At 67.9% G+C, this 13,270-nt stretch carries 10 protein-coding genes; 5 read left to right on the top strand and 5 right to left on the bottom strand.

Annotated features, from left to right (window positions below):
• Window positions 1–59 precede the first annotated feature (59 nt).
• From AC3QL2_RS16450 to AC3QL2_RS16430, 5 genes are all read right to left on the bottom strand, one after another.
• Window positions 60–1,487 carry an MFS transporter gene (locus AC3QL2_RS16450; RefSeq protein ID WP_493236308.1) on the bottom strand — a complete coding sequence of 476 codons (1,428 nt, stop codon included), beginning with the start codon at window positions 1,485–1,487 and terminating at the stop codon, window positions 60–62.
• 237 nt (window positions 1,488–1,724) lie between these two features.
• Window positions 1,725–2,540 carry a sugar phosphate isomerase/epimerase family protein gene (locus AC3QL2_RS16445; protein ID WP_493236310.1) on the bottom strand — a complete coding sequence of 272 codons (816 nt, stop codon included), beginning with the start codon at window positions 2,538–2,540 and terminating at the stop codon, window positions 1,725–1,727.
• A 7-nt stretch (window positions 2,541–2,547) separates the two neighbouring features.
• Entirely contained in the window at window positions 2,548–3,174 is a 627-nt protein-coding gene (locus AC3QL2_RS16440; protein WP_493236311.1) for an NIPSNAP family protein, read from the bottom strand.
• A gap of 20 nt (window positions 3,175–3,194) precedes the next feature.
• Window positions 3,195–4,931 (bottom strand): FAD-dependent oxidoreductase, encoded by a 1,737-nt coding sequence (locus tag AC3QL2_RS16435; RefSeq protein ID WP_493236313.1) that lies wholly within the window; start codon window positions 4,929–4,931, stop codon window positions 3,195–3,197.
• A complete protein-coding gene (locus AC3QL2_RS16430) occupies window positions 4,928–5,740 on the bottom strand; it encodes an IclR family transcriptional regulator (protein WP_493236314.1) in 813 nt (270 codons plus the stop codon). The genes AC3QL2_RS16435 and AC3QL2_RS16430 overlap by 4 nt, the downstream gene beginning before the upstream one ends.
• 211 nt (window positions 5,741–5,951) lie before the next feature.
• Here AC3QL2_RS16430 and AC3QL2_RS16425 point away from each other — a divergent pair, with 211 nt between their 5' ends.
• The 5 genes from AC3QL2_RS16425 (at window position 5,952) to AC3QL2_RS16405 (ending at window position 13,151) form a co-directional block, all read left to right on the top strand.
• Window positions 5,952–6,746 carry a shikimate dehydrogenase family protein gene (locus tag AC3QL2_RS16425; protein WP_493236316.1) on the top strand — a complete coding sequence of 265 codons (795 nt, stop codon included), beginning with the start codon at window positions 5,952–5,954 and terminating at the stop codon, window positions 6,744–6,746.
• Between the two features lies 1 nt (window position 6,747).
• Window positions 6,748–8,535, top strand: a complete 1,788-nt coding sequence (locus tag AC3QL2_RS16420) for an FAD-dependent oxidoreductase (protein ID WP_493236318.1) — start codon at window positions 6,748–6,750, stop codon at window positions 8,533–8,535.
• Window positions 8,536–8,786: 251 nt separating this feature from the next.
• Window positions 8,787–10,007 (top strand): LysR family transcriptional regulator, encoded by a 1,221-nt coding sequence (locus AC3QL2_RS16415; RefSeq protein ID WP_493236319.1) that lies wholly within the window; start codon window positions 8,787–8,789, stop codon window positions 10,005–10,007.
• Between the two features lie 481 nt (window positions 10,008–10,488).
• Window positions 10,489–11,817: an MFS transporter gene (locus tag AC3QL2_RS16410; protein WP_493236321.1), complete on the top strand. Its 1,329-nt coding sequence runs from the start codon at window positions 10,489–10,491 to the stop codon at window positions 11,815–11,817.
• Between the two features lie 41 nt (window positions 11,818–11,858).
• Window positions 11,859–13,151 carry a gallate dioxygenase gene (locus AC3QL2_RS16405; protein ID WP_493236323.1) on the top strand — a complete coding sequence of 431 codons (1,293 nt, stop codon included), beginning with the start codon at window positions 11,859–11,861 and terminating at the stop codon, window positions 13,149–13,151.
• Window positions 13,152–13,270 lie beyond the last annotated feature (119 nt).

The raw sequence follows: 13,270 nt of genomic DNA, 5'->3' as shown, positions 1-13,270 counted from the left end.
CCACCGGAAGGATGTCCGGTGGCCGTTTCACGGCCTTGCCTGGGTGATTCGCGTGCGGCTTAGTGCTTCATGGAAAACGCGGAGATCCAGGAGGTCTTGCGCGCTTCGGCGAAGGCCTTCTCACGCAGTTCGTCGTACTCGGCCTTCGGCACCGGGGTGGCGTCGCGGTTGCCCAGGTCGTGCATGCGGACACGGTAGGTTTCGCGGGCCGTCCAGACGGCGATGGCGGCGATGACGGTGACGCCGAGCGCGATGGAGCCGACGGTCATCGGGATGTTGGTGGAGCCCGGGGGCGCCACGGTGGCGAACAGGGCCGGCAGCATCGCAGTGATCATGGTGCCGATGTTCTGGGAGATGGCCATCGCCGAAACGCGGGTGCGGGTCGGGAACATTTCCGGGTAGAAGCTCGGGAAGATCGCGTTGTAGCCCTGGTATACCAGGCCCCACATCAGCAGGGACATGACGATGGCCAGCGGCACGTTATGGATGCTGATGGCGTACAGGTAGCCGAAGGACAGCAGGCCGGCGCCGAGGGAGCCGCCGATGATCAGCGGACGGCGGCCGATCTTGTCGGACAGGTTGCCGACGATGGGGATCACCAGCACGGCGAGGCAGTTGCCGAGCACCGGGATCCACAGATAGACATCCTTGCTGAAGCCGATGCCGTAGCCGGGCTGCACCGCGTAGGCGGCACCGAAGATGGTGGCGACAACCGGGATCACGTTCATCAGGGACGCGCACATCACGCGCAGCATGTCGCGCCAGTTCTCGCGGATGGCCTGGATAACGGGGGCCTTCGGAACCTCGCCCTTCTTGGTTTCCTGGGCGAAAGCCGGGGTTTCATCGACTTCGCGGCGGATGATGTAGCCGGCGATGATGACGACGAAGCTCATCAGGAAGGGAATGCGCCAGCCCCAGCTGTTGAAGGCTTCAGTCGGCATGAAGTAGGCCAGCGGCAGGAACACGGCGGCGGCGAGGATCTGGCCGGCCTGCACACCCTGCAGCGTGAAGCTGGCGTAGAAGCCGCGACGGCCGAAGGGCGCGTGTTCGAGGATCATCGAGCTGGCGCCGGAGATTTCACCGGCCACCGCGAAGCCCTGGATCAGGCGCAGCACGACCAGCAGCGTCGGGGCCAGCAGGCCAACCTGGTCATAGGTCGGCAGCAGGCCGACGGCCATGGTGGAGATGCCCATCAGGAACATACAGATCAACAGCACCTGCTTGCGGCCGTGGGTGTCGCCCCAGTGGCCGAGCACGAAAGCGCCGATGGGACGGGCCACGTAGCCGACGCCGTAGGTGGCGAGGGACGCGACGATGGCGATCTGGGGGTCGCCCTGGGGGAAAAAGACTTGCGGAAAGATCAGCGACGCAGCGGTCGCGTAGATGAAGAAGTCGTAATACTCCAGCACGGAACCGATCCAGCCACTGGCGGTGGCCTTCTTGGTCTGCTGGGTCCCATGTTGCTTCTGTTCGCTAGGACTACTCATGGTTGTCTCCACTATTTTTTGTGTGTTGCAGCAATTCGGATCGTTCAGGTGGTGCTGCCTCTGCAGCCGTCGAAGTGAGGCTAGATTAACGATAGCGATGTCCGAATTAACTGGGTCGATGCGGGTGATGCGCGATTGCCGTCTCAACTTGTTCGATAATCGCGCACCACGTTAGGCTCGATGAGCCTTTCCTCCTCTCCGTCCACCGGCACTCGCGGTGCTGCAATGCAGCATCGATCAGGACCGGGGATCGATCACCTGACGCGCCGCGGCAAGGGCCTGACGCGCCCATTCGACCTGCCCGACCTCGGCCATCCGGACCATGTGCGGCACCTCCACACTGACCGGCAGGTCGGCGGGCAGCGCCGCGAACAGGCTGCGCAGATCGATGCCGCCTTCCCCCGGCAACAGGCGCTCGCAGCGCGCCGCATGGATCATGTCTTCCACCGTCAGCGTGAGCCCGGTAGGGGCGTCGCAGATCTGCGCGTAGTGCAGCAACTCCCGCGGCAAGGCCCGCAGATCGTCGTTCGTCGTGGTGGACCGGGCCACGTGCAGCGCATCGACCAGGATGCCGGCGCCAGCCGGGCGCCCCGCCGCGTCTACGACCCCCAGCGCGGCCCGCGCGTCGGGCACCGCCGTCCAGGGCATGAACTCCAGGTCGGCGGTCATCCCGTGCCGGTGCGCCGCTTCGCACACCTTTGCGTAGTTGGCGGCGAGGCGGCCGGGCTCGGCATCGTCGCCGGCCACAAGCAGCGCCTTGGCGCCCAGTTCCGCACCGATCTCTATCAAGGGTAGACAATGCCCGAGCTCGAAGTCGTCCGTCAGGCGGATGATTTCCAGGTCGAACACGCTGACGCCGGTTTCCTTGGTCGCGGCCAGGGTTTCGCGCAGCACGTCGGGCAGGCCGATCATGAACTGCTGCGGTGCGCCGGCCATGTTGGGCAGCAGGCGCAGGCCGACGAAGCCGTAGCCCAGCTCCGCCGCGAGGCGGATGGCCTCGGGCGGCGTCAGGGTGTTGGACGTCAGGTAGGCAAGGGAGAAAGAACGCTCCATGGCACGCTCACTGCAGCGGAGAGACGGCGGTCGGCAGCGCGATGGTGGAGACCATCGAGGTGGTCAGGTGGGCCGGGCCGCCCTTCGGGGGCCAGATGCCCTTGGCGACGGCGTCGGCGCGGGCCTTGCCGCGGGCGTCGACGGTCGGGTAGGCCCAGATGTTGGTGAAGCGCAGCGGGCCGTCGAGGGCCACCATCGCCACCACGCAGGGGGAGATTTCTTCGCGGGCCGGCACGGCCTGTTCCCACAGGTCGATGGTGGCCTGCACGCCGCCCGGCTTGATGCCGTAGGTGCGGATCTCATACACCGGGCCGCGGATGCCGGATTCGGCTGACGGGCGCACCGGCTTCATCCACGGGAAGCCCTGGTAGCTGTGCTGCTCCAGGTTCTGGAAGATCTCGCCGCAGCCGAAGGGGCTGGCGCTGAGCTGGGTACGCTCGCGCTCGGCCTGCAGCGTGGCGAGGTCGTCGAAGCCGCGCAGCACGATCATCTGGTTCAGCGTGCCGATGTCGGTGAACCAGCAGGCGAGCAGCTCGCCGCGGGCTTCGGGGGCGGTGGCGAAGGCCTGCACATTGGCGGCGGCCTGGGCGGCGGTGCCGAACGGCAGGGTCATCGTGGAAAGTTCGTAGAACATGGGGTCTTCCTTTGGGGGTTTCAAACGTAGCTGGGTTGAATCCGGGATGCCGGCGCGAGGTCCGCAAGCAGGGTCTGGCCGGCGGCGTGGTGGGCGGCGAGGTAGCCGAAGGTCATGGCCGGGCCAAGGGTGATGCCACCGCTCGGGTAGTGGCCGCCCATCATGCTGGCCATGTCGTTGCCGCCGGCGTAGAGGCCGGCAATCGGCTGGCCGTGACCGTCGAGCACGCGCGCCTGGGCATCGACGCACAGGCCGTCGAAGGTGCCGAGGCTGCCGGGGACGATCTTCACCGCGTAGAACGGGCCCTGCTCCAGCGGCGCCATGCAGGGGTTGGGCAGGCCGGAGGCGGCGTCGCCCTGCACGCGGTTGTAGGGGGTTTCGCCCTTGGCGAAATCTTCGTCGCGGCCGGCGCGTGCCATCTGCCCGTAGCGCTGCAGCGTCTGCACCAGCGCGTCGGGGTCGATGCCGCACTGGCGGGCCAGCTCGGCCGGCGTGGCGCCGCGCTTCAGGTAGCCGTTGTCGATCATGCGGCCGAGCGGCATCGGCGCCGGCTTGACGGCTCCCAGGCCGTAGCGGCGGATGAAGGTGTGGTCGCAGACCAGCCAGGCTTCGACGGATCGGCCGGCCGGCACGGCGGCGAGCATGCCGCGCACGAAGTCGTGGTAGGAGTCGGCTTCGTTGGTGAAGCGCTTGCCCTCCGCCGTCACCGCGATGAGGCCCGGTTTGGCCCGCTCGATGAGGTGCGGGAAGTGCGCGAAGCTGCCGTCGGCGCGGGGCACCAGCGACACCGGCGCGAGCGCCGCGGCCTGGGCCAGCTTGCCGTTCAGCGCGGCACCGATGGCCTCGCCCATGCGCAGGCCGTCGCCGGTGTTGCCGCGGGAGGCCGCCGACCAGTGTTCGCGGCCGCTCGGTGCGTGGGGCAGCCAGGCTTTCTTGCGCTCCACGTCGAAGGGAAAGCCACCGCAGGCCAGCACCACGCCGCGGCTGGCGCGGACTTCCACGTCGCCGTCCGGTCCGCCGAGCACCGCGCCGACGACGCGCCCGTCCTCCACCAGCAGGCGGCGGGCCGGGCTGTCGGTGCGGATCTCGACGCCACGCTCGAAGGCCGACGCGGCGAGCCCGGCAACCAGCGCGTTGCCATTGACGAGGCGCATGCCACGGCCGTGCTGCAGCTGGTCGCGCCAGTAGGCGAGCACCTTGCCGGCCACGTAGCGGAAGGACGTCACATTGCGCACGGCGTTCATGAAATGCCGGAGTTCAGCCCCCGACGCAATGCCCATGCCCCACAGGGTGGTTTCGCGCAGCGGCGGTTTGAGTCGGTCGATCTGCCGGCCGAGGCGGCGGCCGTCGAAGGGCGCCGCGCACAGGGAACGCCCACCGAGCGCCGCGTCGGGCGTGTTGCCGTGGAAGTCCGGGACGGCATTGCCGTCGATGAACTGCAGCGCGGTGTTGCGGCGGAAGAAGTCCACCATGCGCGGCCCGTGTTCGAGGTAGGTGCGCGCCCGCGCTTCGTCGAACTGGTCGCCCAGCTCGTGGCGCAGGTAGGACAGCGGCGTCTCGATGTCTTCGACGATGCCCGCCTCGACGGCCAGCGGATTGCGCGGAATCCACATCCAGCCGCCGGACCAGGCGGTGGTGCCGCCGTATTGGGCGTCCTTCTCGGCGACCAGCACGCGCAGGCCCAGGTGGGCGGCGGTGACGGCCGCGGACAGGCCGCCGGCGCCGGAGCCGATGACCAGCAGATCGGTTTGGATCATGGTGCGTATATGGGTTGGGCGCTGGAACGGCGCGCCATGTTGAAGAAAGGCGAGGCGCCGCTGGCGGCGGCCATCTGCCCGGCGGTGGCGATCAGCTCGTCGGCCAGCGTGTGCATCTTGTCCTCGCTGAAGCGCACCGTCGGCCCGGCGATGGAGATCACGCCGATGGCCGCCTGGTCGCGCAGGCGCACCGGCGCGGCCATCGAGTTGAGGCCCGGGGTGTAGGTTTCCAGCGTCACGCTGTAGCCGCGCCGACGCGTCTCCTTGATGCCGTCGAGCACGGCCTGCACGGTGGCCGGCGCGTTCGGGCCGAAGTCGGCGGGCTGGCCGATGCCCTGCTGGGACACCAGTGCCAGCGCCTGCTCGTCGCTGAGCGTGGACAACCACGCGAGGCCCGACGCGGAACAGCTCAGGCGCGCGTCGCTGCCCATCTCCGGGTCGTAGCGCAGGCCCTGGCGGGCGCCCTGGGCACGGGCCACCCAGGTCAGGCGGTCGCCGTCAACCACCGACAGGCGGACCAGCTCACCCGACACGCCGGCCAGCTGATCGAGGAGCGGCTGGGCGATATCGACGATGCCGGAGTGGCCGAGGTAGCTCAGGCCGAGGGACACCAGCTTGGTGGTGAGCACGTAATCGCCCTGCTCGCGCACCTGGCGCACATAGCCGCAGCGGGCGAGATCGGTGAGCAGGCGGTGGGCGCCGCTGCGCGGAATATTGAGCTGGTCGGCGATGGTGGCCAGTTCGAGGCCGTGCGCGTGACGGGCCAGCAGTTCCAGGATGCCCAGGGTTCGTTCGAGTACTCCGCTCATGATTGCTCCAGTTCTAGTAACAGCGCCGCACGGCGCGGCGCGATGGGGTTGGGTTTGCCAGGCTCTTACCTGCCGGATTTATCCGGGACCTGCAACCCCATGGCGGGCGGACGATCGAATTATAGATAAAACAGAACTAGATTCAATAGTGGAATCTTGTTCCATTTTTTGTAGAATGGAATCTCCTGACACCCACAACGGAGACAAAACCATGTCGCAGCCCCTCAACGGAGCCACCCGCGTTCACTTCATCGTCGGCGACCCGATCGCCCAGGTGAAGTCGCCGGCCGGCGTCACCCAGGCCTTTCACGCCCATGACCGCAACGCCTACGTGATGCCCGCCCACGTGGCGCCCGCCAAGCTGGCGGCCTGGCTGGACGGCGTGTCCCTGGCCCAGAACGTGGACGGAATCATCGTCACCGTGCCGCACAAGTTCGCCTGCTTCGACCTGTGCGCAACGACCTCCGAGCGGGCCGCCTTCCTGCACACGGTCAATGTGATGCGCCGCAACCCGGACGGCAGCTGGCACGGCGACATGTTCGACGGCCTCGGCTACGTGTCCGCGCTGCGCGATCGGGGCTGCGAGCCGAAGGGCAAGAAGGCGCTGCTGGTGGGCGCCGGCGGCGCCGGTTCGGCGATTGCCCACGCACTGGTGGTAGCCGGCGTCAGCGCGCTGGCGATCCACGATGAAGACACCACCCGTCGCACGACGCTGGTGGACCGCCTCGCCAGCCTCGGCCAATGCCCGGTCAGCCACGGCAGCCCCGACCCGAGCGGCTTCGACATCGTGATCAACGCGACTCCGGTCGGCATGAAGGAAGGCGATCCCTACCCCCTCGACGTCAGCAAGCTGACGCCGCAGACCTTCGTCGGCTGCGTGATCACCGCCCCGGCGATCACCCCGCTGATCGCCGCCGCCCGGGCCCTCGGCTGCGGCACCTCCACCGGAGCCGACATGTTCGGCCGGGTCTGCGACCTGATGGTCGACTTCCTGCTGGGTGAGTGACATGCAACTCATCACACGGCTCGCCGACCTGGCCGAGCCGCAAAGTTACGAGGTGGTGGTGATCGGCGCCGGCGGCGCCGGCCTGTCGGCGGCACTGGTCGCCGCCATCGAGGGCGCCCGCGTGCTGCTGGTGGAACACACCGGCTACGTCGGCGGCACCACCGCCCTGTCCGCCGGCACCACCTGGGTGCCCGGCACCCACCATTCCGCCAAGGTCAATCCGACGGACACGCTGGCCGACGCCGCCCACTACCTGGACAACGCGGTCGGCGAGCGCAGCCCGGCCGCCCTGCGCAAGGCCTTCCTGGAAACCGGCCCGGAGGCGGTGCGCTATATAGAGTCTCAGTCGGAAGTCCAGTACCGCCCCTACGCCAAGCACCCGGACTACATCTCCGACCTGGCCGGCTCGACGCTGACCGGCCGGGCGCTGGAGCCGATGCCCTTCGACGGACGCCTGCTCGGTGAACTGTTCGCGCTGATCCGCCCGCCGATCCCGGAATTCACGGTGCTCGGCGGCATGATGGTGGACCGCAACGACATCAACCACCTGCTCGGCATGACCCAGTCGCTGGCGTCCTTCCGGCACTCGCTGAAGATCATCCTGCGCCACGCCCGCGACCGCCTCGGCCATTCCCGCGGCACACGGCTGGTGATGGGCAATGCGCTGGTGGCCCGCCTGCTGTATTCCCTCGCGCAACACGACAAGGTAAGCCTGGCGCTCAACACCGCGGTGACCGACATCGACCGCGGTGCCGACGGCGTGGAGGCGATCACCCTGTCCCAGCAGGGGCAGCAGCGCCGCGTGCAGGTGAAGGGCGGCGTGATCCTCGCCAGCGGCGGCTTCAACCGCAATCCGGCACTGCGCAAGGCGATGCTCGGCGAGGTGGACATGAGCTGGTGCCCGGCCGCGCCGGGGCACACCGGCCAGGCCCAGGAGCTGGCCCGCGGGCTCGGCGCCCACTACGGCCCAAGCCACGGCACCAACGCCTTCTGGGCACCGGTATCGCTGCGCAAGCGGGCGGACGGCAGCACCGCGGCCTTCCCGCATTTCGTGATGGACCGGGCCAAGCCGGGCATGCTGACGGTCAATCAGGCCGGCGACCGCTTCGTCAATGAGAGCACCTCCTACCACCTGTTCGCGCTGCGCATGCAGCAGAGCCTGGCGGACGGCCACGCGGCTGCAGACGTACCGGCCTACCTGATCTGCGATGCCCGCGCGCTGCGCAAGTACGGGCTCGGCATGGTGCGGCCGGGCGGCAGCGGGCTCGGCCCCTTCCTCGCCGACGGCTACCTGACCGAGGCCGACAGCATCGAGGAACTTGCCCGCAAGCTGGACATCGATCCGGCGCGGCTGCAAGCCAGCGTCGCCAAGATCAAGGCCTACGCGGAGAGCGGCGTCGATCCGGATTTCCGGCGCGGCGAAACGGCCTACCAGCAGAACATCGGCGACGCCACCTGGCCCGGCCGCAACCCCAACCTCGGTGCGCTGACCGAGGCGCCGTTCTACGCGGTGCGCCTCTACCCCGGCGACATCGGCGCCTCCACCGGCCTCGCGGCAGATGTGGACGCCCGCGTGCTGGACGGCGCGGAGCAGCCCATCGGCGGCCTCTACGCCGTCGGCAACGACATGCATTCGATCATGGGTGGGGTGTATACGGCGCCGGGCATCACCATCGGCCCAGGCCTGGTATTCGGCTACCGGGCCGCCAGGCATGCGGTCGCGCGGGCTCGCGCAGTTGCCACCCAGGGCAGCGGCGGGCGTAGCGAACGCAATATGGCGAGCGTCTGATCCCCGGCAAGGCCCCAGTATCGATTCCCTTTTCCTCCCTCACGGCCGCCATCCTGGCTCGGATGGCGGCCGTCTTTTTTTGCCGGGACACCGCACCCTCTTCCCACAAGCCAGGCGGCCCCGAAACCCGCGGCACGGGCTGGACGCCGCCGCCCGCCTCTCGGTATGCTCGCCCGGCCTTGAACAGGGCGGTCACGGCACCTTTCTCCTTCACCGCCCGCACACAGCCTGAGCGGCCGACACTGGATCCCATGGGCGAAACCCAGCCGAACCTGCGCCACCTGCGCGCCTTCAGCGAAGCCGAACGGCTCGGCAGCATCAGCCGGGCCGCGGATGCGGTCTTCCTGTCCCAGCCGGCGGTCACCCAGGCCATCGCCAAGTTGGAAGCCATGCTCGACGCCGCGCTGCTGGAGCGCGCCGGCAGCGGCGTGTCGCCGACCGCAGCAGGCAGCGCCTACGCGCTGCGCGTGCGGCGCGCGCTGTCGCTGATGGAAGAAGGCCTGGCCGAGGCGATGCGCATCGGCGGCGGGCGCGGCGCACGTGCCCCGAAGGACGCCCTGCCGCGGCTGACGACGACCCAGCTGCGCGCCTTCGTGGCGGTCGGCACAACCAACAACTTCACGCTGGCGGCGCGCCTGATCGGCACCTCCCAGCCGGCCATCCACCGCTCTACACGGGAGCTCGAAGCCGTGCTCGACGTGCCGCTGTTCGAAAAGACCACCCGCGGCATCCTGCTGACCCGCGCCGGCCAGGTCCTGTGGCAGCACTTCAAGCTGGCCTTCGCCGAACTCGATCAGGGGCTGGCCGACGTGCGGGCCTGCTCGGGACTCGGCTCGGGCACTGTCGTCGTCGGCTGCATGCCGCTGGCGCGCCACTTCGTGATGCCGGAAACCCTGACCGGCTTCTGCACCGAATACGATCGGGTGGACGTCAAACTGGTCGAATCCCCCTACCCCGACCTGCTGCACAGCCTGCGCCACGGCGAACTGGACTTCCTGGTCGGCGCCCTGCGCTTTCCGGCGCCGGTGGACGACGTGCTACAGGAGCCCCTGTTCTCGGCGGCGCTGTGCATCGCCGCCCGCAAGGGGCATCCGCTGGAAGGCAAGCAGCCCATCCTGCTCGACGACCTGGCCGCCTACCCGTGGGTGGTGCCGCCGGAAGCAACGCCGACCCGCGACCGTTTCGAGCGCCTGATGGCACCACAGGCCGACCATCCCCGCCACGGCCTCATCGAATCGAGCTCCCAGATCCTGATCCGCGGCCTCCTCAAGGGCAGCGACCGCCTGACGCTGATCTCCCGTCAGCAGGTGCAATTCGAGGTGGATGTCGGCCATCTGACGATTCTCGACTTCGAAATCGACGATCTGCGCGAGATTGGCCTCACCTTCCGGCGCAACTGGCGCCCGACCGAAGTCCAGCTCGCCTTCCTGCAGCGCCTCCGCGCCGTCGCCGCGCACTACACCGAAGCCTGAGCTGCAGCCTCCCGGCGGCCTCGCAACAACACCCTCCACGACGCCAGAATCACGCACCAAATATCAAAAACTTATGGGACTGAGGCTAATTTGAAATTGCCTTACCCAGCATAGGGATTAGTATTCAATCCATCGCAACGGCCCGATTCATCCTGATTTACAGGACATATATCCACGGCCCCGCGTAATAAAAGATACCCGCGCCCGAAGGAAAGCTTGCTTCCTTCCCTCGACGAGGGACTGGTTCAAATCAAAATCAAATAAGACCTGAACTGGTGCGAGGAGATATCGATGACTGCTTTCCACGGCAATGCAGCCGCCACCCGCGCGGCTGCGCCTCCCTGAATCTCCCGTCTGTATAGAGCGTTTCCGCATAACCCGGCCTGAACCCCTGTTCCGGCCGGGGGAGTTGTCACGCCCCGGTTCGCCAAGAAGCAGCACCCCGGGTCCCCGGATCCGGGCTTACGACGGAGCTATATCGATGAATACATCAACCACGCTGGACATCCGCGCCTTCATCAACGAGCGCGACCTATCCATCAACCAGTGGATCCTGGTGGTCCTGTGCTTCCTGATCGTTGCAGTGGACGGCATGGACGTCGCGATCATGGGTTTCGTGGCACCCTCCATCCTCGCCGACTGGCACGTTTCCAAGCCGGCCTTCGGGCTCGTGATGGGCGCCGCGCCGATCGGCCTGGCCATCGGCGCACTGGTCGCCGGCTCCTCGTCCGACTGGTTCGGCCGGCGCCGCGTACTGCTCGCCTCGGTCACCGGCTTCGGCATCTGTACGGTGCTGACCGCCTACACCAACACGCCTGAAGAGATGGCGCTGATGCGCCTGCTGACCGGTCTGGGCCTGGGCGCGGCAATGCCCAACACCACCACACTGCTCACCGAATACGTACCGGAGCGTTCCCGCTCGGTCATCGTCGCGACGATGTTCACCGGCTTCAACCTCGGCTCGGCGCTGATCGGCTTCATCGCGGCCGGCCTCATCCCGGTCTACGGCTGGAAGTCGGTGCTCGTCTTCGGCGGCGCCCTGCCGCTGGCCCTGCTGCCCTTCCTGTACTTCTTCCTGCCCGAATCGGCGCGCTTCATGGCCGTCAAGGGCTACGCGGCGGAACGCATCGGCCACGTACTCGGCCGGGTCTGCGGCACCAAGCTGGACGGCTACCGCGAGTTCACGTCCCCCGAGGGCGCCCCGGTCAACAAGCAGCCGATCGCCGTGCTGTTCAGCTCCGGCTACGCGCTGCGCACCTTCTGCCTGTGGGTGACCTACTTCATGGGCCTGCTGGTCATCTACCTCACCACCAGCTGGCTGCCCACCATGATGAAGGACGCCGGCGCAACCATCGAACGCGCAGCCCAGGTCACCGCGGTGTTCCAGCTCGGCGGCACCGCCGGCGCGATCCTGGTCGGCCTGACGATGGACCGCCTGCGCCCCAACCGCGTGATCTCCGCGGCCTACCTGTTCGGCGGCTTCGCGTTGATCGCCCTCGGCGCCAACGGCGTGACCTCCGCGTGGATCGCCCTGCTGGTCGGCGTCGTCGGCTTCTTCCTGAGCGGTGCGCAAACCGGCCTCAACGCCTTCGCACCGGGCTGCTACCCCACCGTCGCCCGTGCCACCGGCGTCAGCTGGATGCTCGGCGTCGGCCGCCTCGGCAGCATCCTCGGCTCGTCCATCGGCGGTTTCCTGCTCAGCCAGGGCTGGGGCTTCGAAGGCATCTTCATGGCGCTGGCAGTGCCCGCCTCGATCGCCGCCGCCTCGATCCTGCTCAGCCGCCGCGCGGCGGCGAGCATTGCCCTCTGACCCACCGCCCCTCATTCTCCCCAGTAACCGGAGCACGCATCATGGCCCGTATCATCGGCGGCATCGCCGTCTCCCACACGCCGACCATCGGCTTCGCCTACGACACCAACAAGCAGGACGATCCGGCGTGGGCGCCGATCTTCGAAAGCTTCGAGCCCATCCGCGAATGGTTCAAGAAGAGCAAACCCGACGTACTGGTCTATATCTTCAATGACCATGTCACCTCGTTCTTCTTCGATCACTACTCGGCCTTCGCGCTCGGCATCGACGAGTCCTACTCGGTCGCCGACGAAGGCGGCGGCGCGCGTGACCTGCCGGCCGTGCCCGGCCACCCGGCGCTGGCGCAACACATCGCGGTAAGCCTGGTCAACGACGAGTTCGACATGTCCTTCTTCCAGGACAAGCCCCTCGACCACGGTTTCTTCTCGCCGATGTCGGTGCTGCTCGAACGGGACGGCGACCAGTGGCCGACCACCATCGTGCCGCTGCAGGTCGGCGTGCTGCAGTTCCCGATCCCCACTGCGGCCCGCTGCTACAAGCTCGGCCAAGCCCTGCGCCGGGCCATCGAGAGCTATCCGGAAGACCTGCGCGTGGCGGTGGTCGCCACCGGCGGCCTGTCCCACCAGGTGCACGGCGAGCGCGCCGGCTTCAACAACCCGGAATGGGACCAGCAGTTCCTCGACCACATCACCCGCGATCCGGCCAGCCTGGCGGAGATGACCCACGCCGAATACGCCACCCTCGGCGGCCTCGAAGGCGCCGAGATCATCATGTGGCTGATCATGCGCGGTGCCCTGTCGGCCTGCGTGAAGAAGGTGCACAGCTCCTTCTACCTGCCGTCGATGACCGGCATCGGGACTCTCGTGCTGGAGAACGAATCCATCGAGGCACCGGGCGGCGCCCAGGAACGCCACCGGGCGCGCATGGGCGTGCAGCTGGCCGGCGCTGACCAGCTCACCGGCACCTACCCGTTCACCCACGCCACCAGCCTGAAGGCCTACCGTCTCAACAAGTACCTCCACGGGATGATCGCCCCCGCCAACCGGGAACGCTTCCTCGCCGATCCCGAAGCCTCCTTCACCGAGGCCGGCCTCACCGAGGAGGAGAAGGACCTGGTGCGCCGCCGTGACTGGCGCGGCCTGATCCACTACGGGGTGATCTTCTTCATGCTGGAGAAGCTCGGCGCGGTCGTCGGCACCTCCAACCTGCACATCTACGCGGCGATGCGCGGCGAGGCCCTCGAGGACTTCATGAAGACCCGCAACACCAAGGTCATCTATTCGGTGGCTGGCAACGACGCCGCCAACAGCGCCGACTGGAACGACAAGAAATAAGCCCCGGGAGCGCCGCACGCCTCGGGGAGGGGCGGCGGCTCTCCGCCACAAGTCAGCACCACCCCGGCCCGGCGCCACGTTGCGCCAGCCGGGACATCCACGAGCCGGCCCCACAGCCG

Source organism: Zoogloea sp. GW822-FHT05C07 (assembly GCF_058800215.1).
This window is presented reverse-complemented; position numbering and strand designations above follow the sequence as displayed.

Coding starts and splice junctions, on each gene's coding strand:
- AC3QL2_RS16450 (WP_493236308.1), bottom strand. CDS start 1,487: ATGAGTAGTCCTAGCGAACAGAAGCAACATGGGACCCAGCAGACCAAG.
- AC3QL2_RS16445 (WP_493236310.1), bottom strand. CDS start 2,540: ATGGAGCGTTCTTTCTCCCTTGCCTACCTGACGTCCAACACCCTGACG.
- AC3QL2_RS16440 (WP_493236311.1), bottom strand. CDS start 3,174: ATGTTCTACGAACTTTCCACGATGACCCTGCCGTTCGGCACCGCCGCC.
- AC3QL2_RS16435 (WP_493236313.1), bottom strand. CDS start 4,931: ATGATCCAAACCGATCTGCTGGTCATCGGCTCCGGCGCCGGCGGCCTG.
- AC3QL2_RS16430 (WP_493236314.1), bottom strand. CDS start 5,740: ATGAGCGGAGTACTCGAACGAACCCTGGGCATCCTGGAACTGCTGGCC.
- AC3QL2_RS16425 (WP_493236316.1), top strand. CDS start 5,952: ATGTCGCAGCCCCTCAACGGAGCCACCCGCGTTCACTTCATCGTCGGC.
- AC3QL2_RS16420 (WP_493236318.1), top strand. CDS start 6,748: ATGCAACTCATCACACGGCTCGCCGACCTGGCCGAGCCGCAAAGTTAC.
- AC3QL2_RS16415 (WP_493236319.1), top strand. CDS start 8,787: ATGGGCGAAACCCAGCCGAACCTGCGCCACCTGCGCGCCTTCAGCGAA.
- AC3QL2_RS16410 (WP_493236321.1), top strand. CDS start 10,489: ATGAATACATCAACCACGCTGGACATCCGCGCCTTCATCAACGAGCGC.
- AC3QL2_RS16405 (WP_493236323.1), top strand. CDS start 11,859: ATGGCCCGTATCATCGGCGGCATCGCCGTCTCCCACACGCCGACCATC.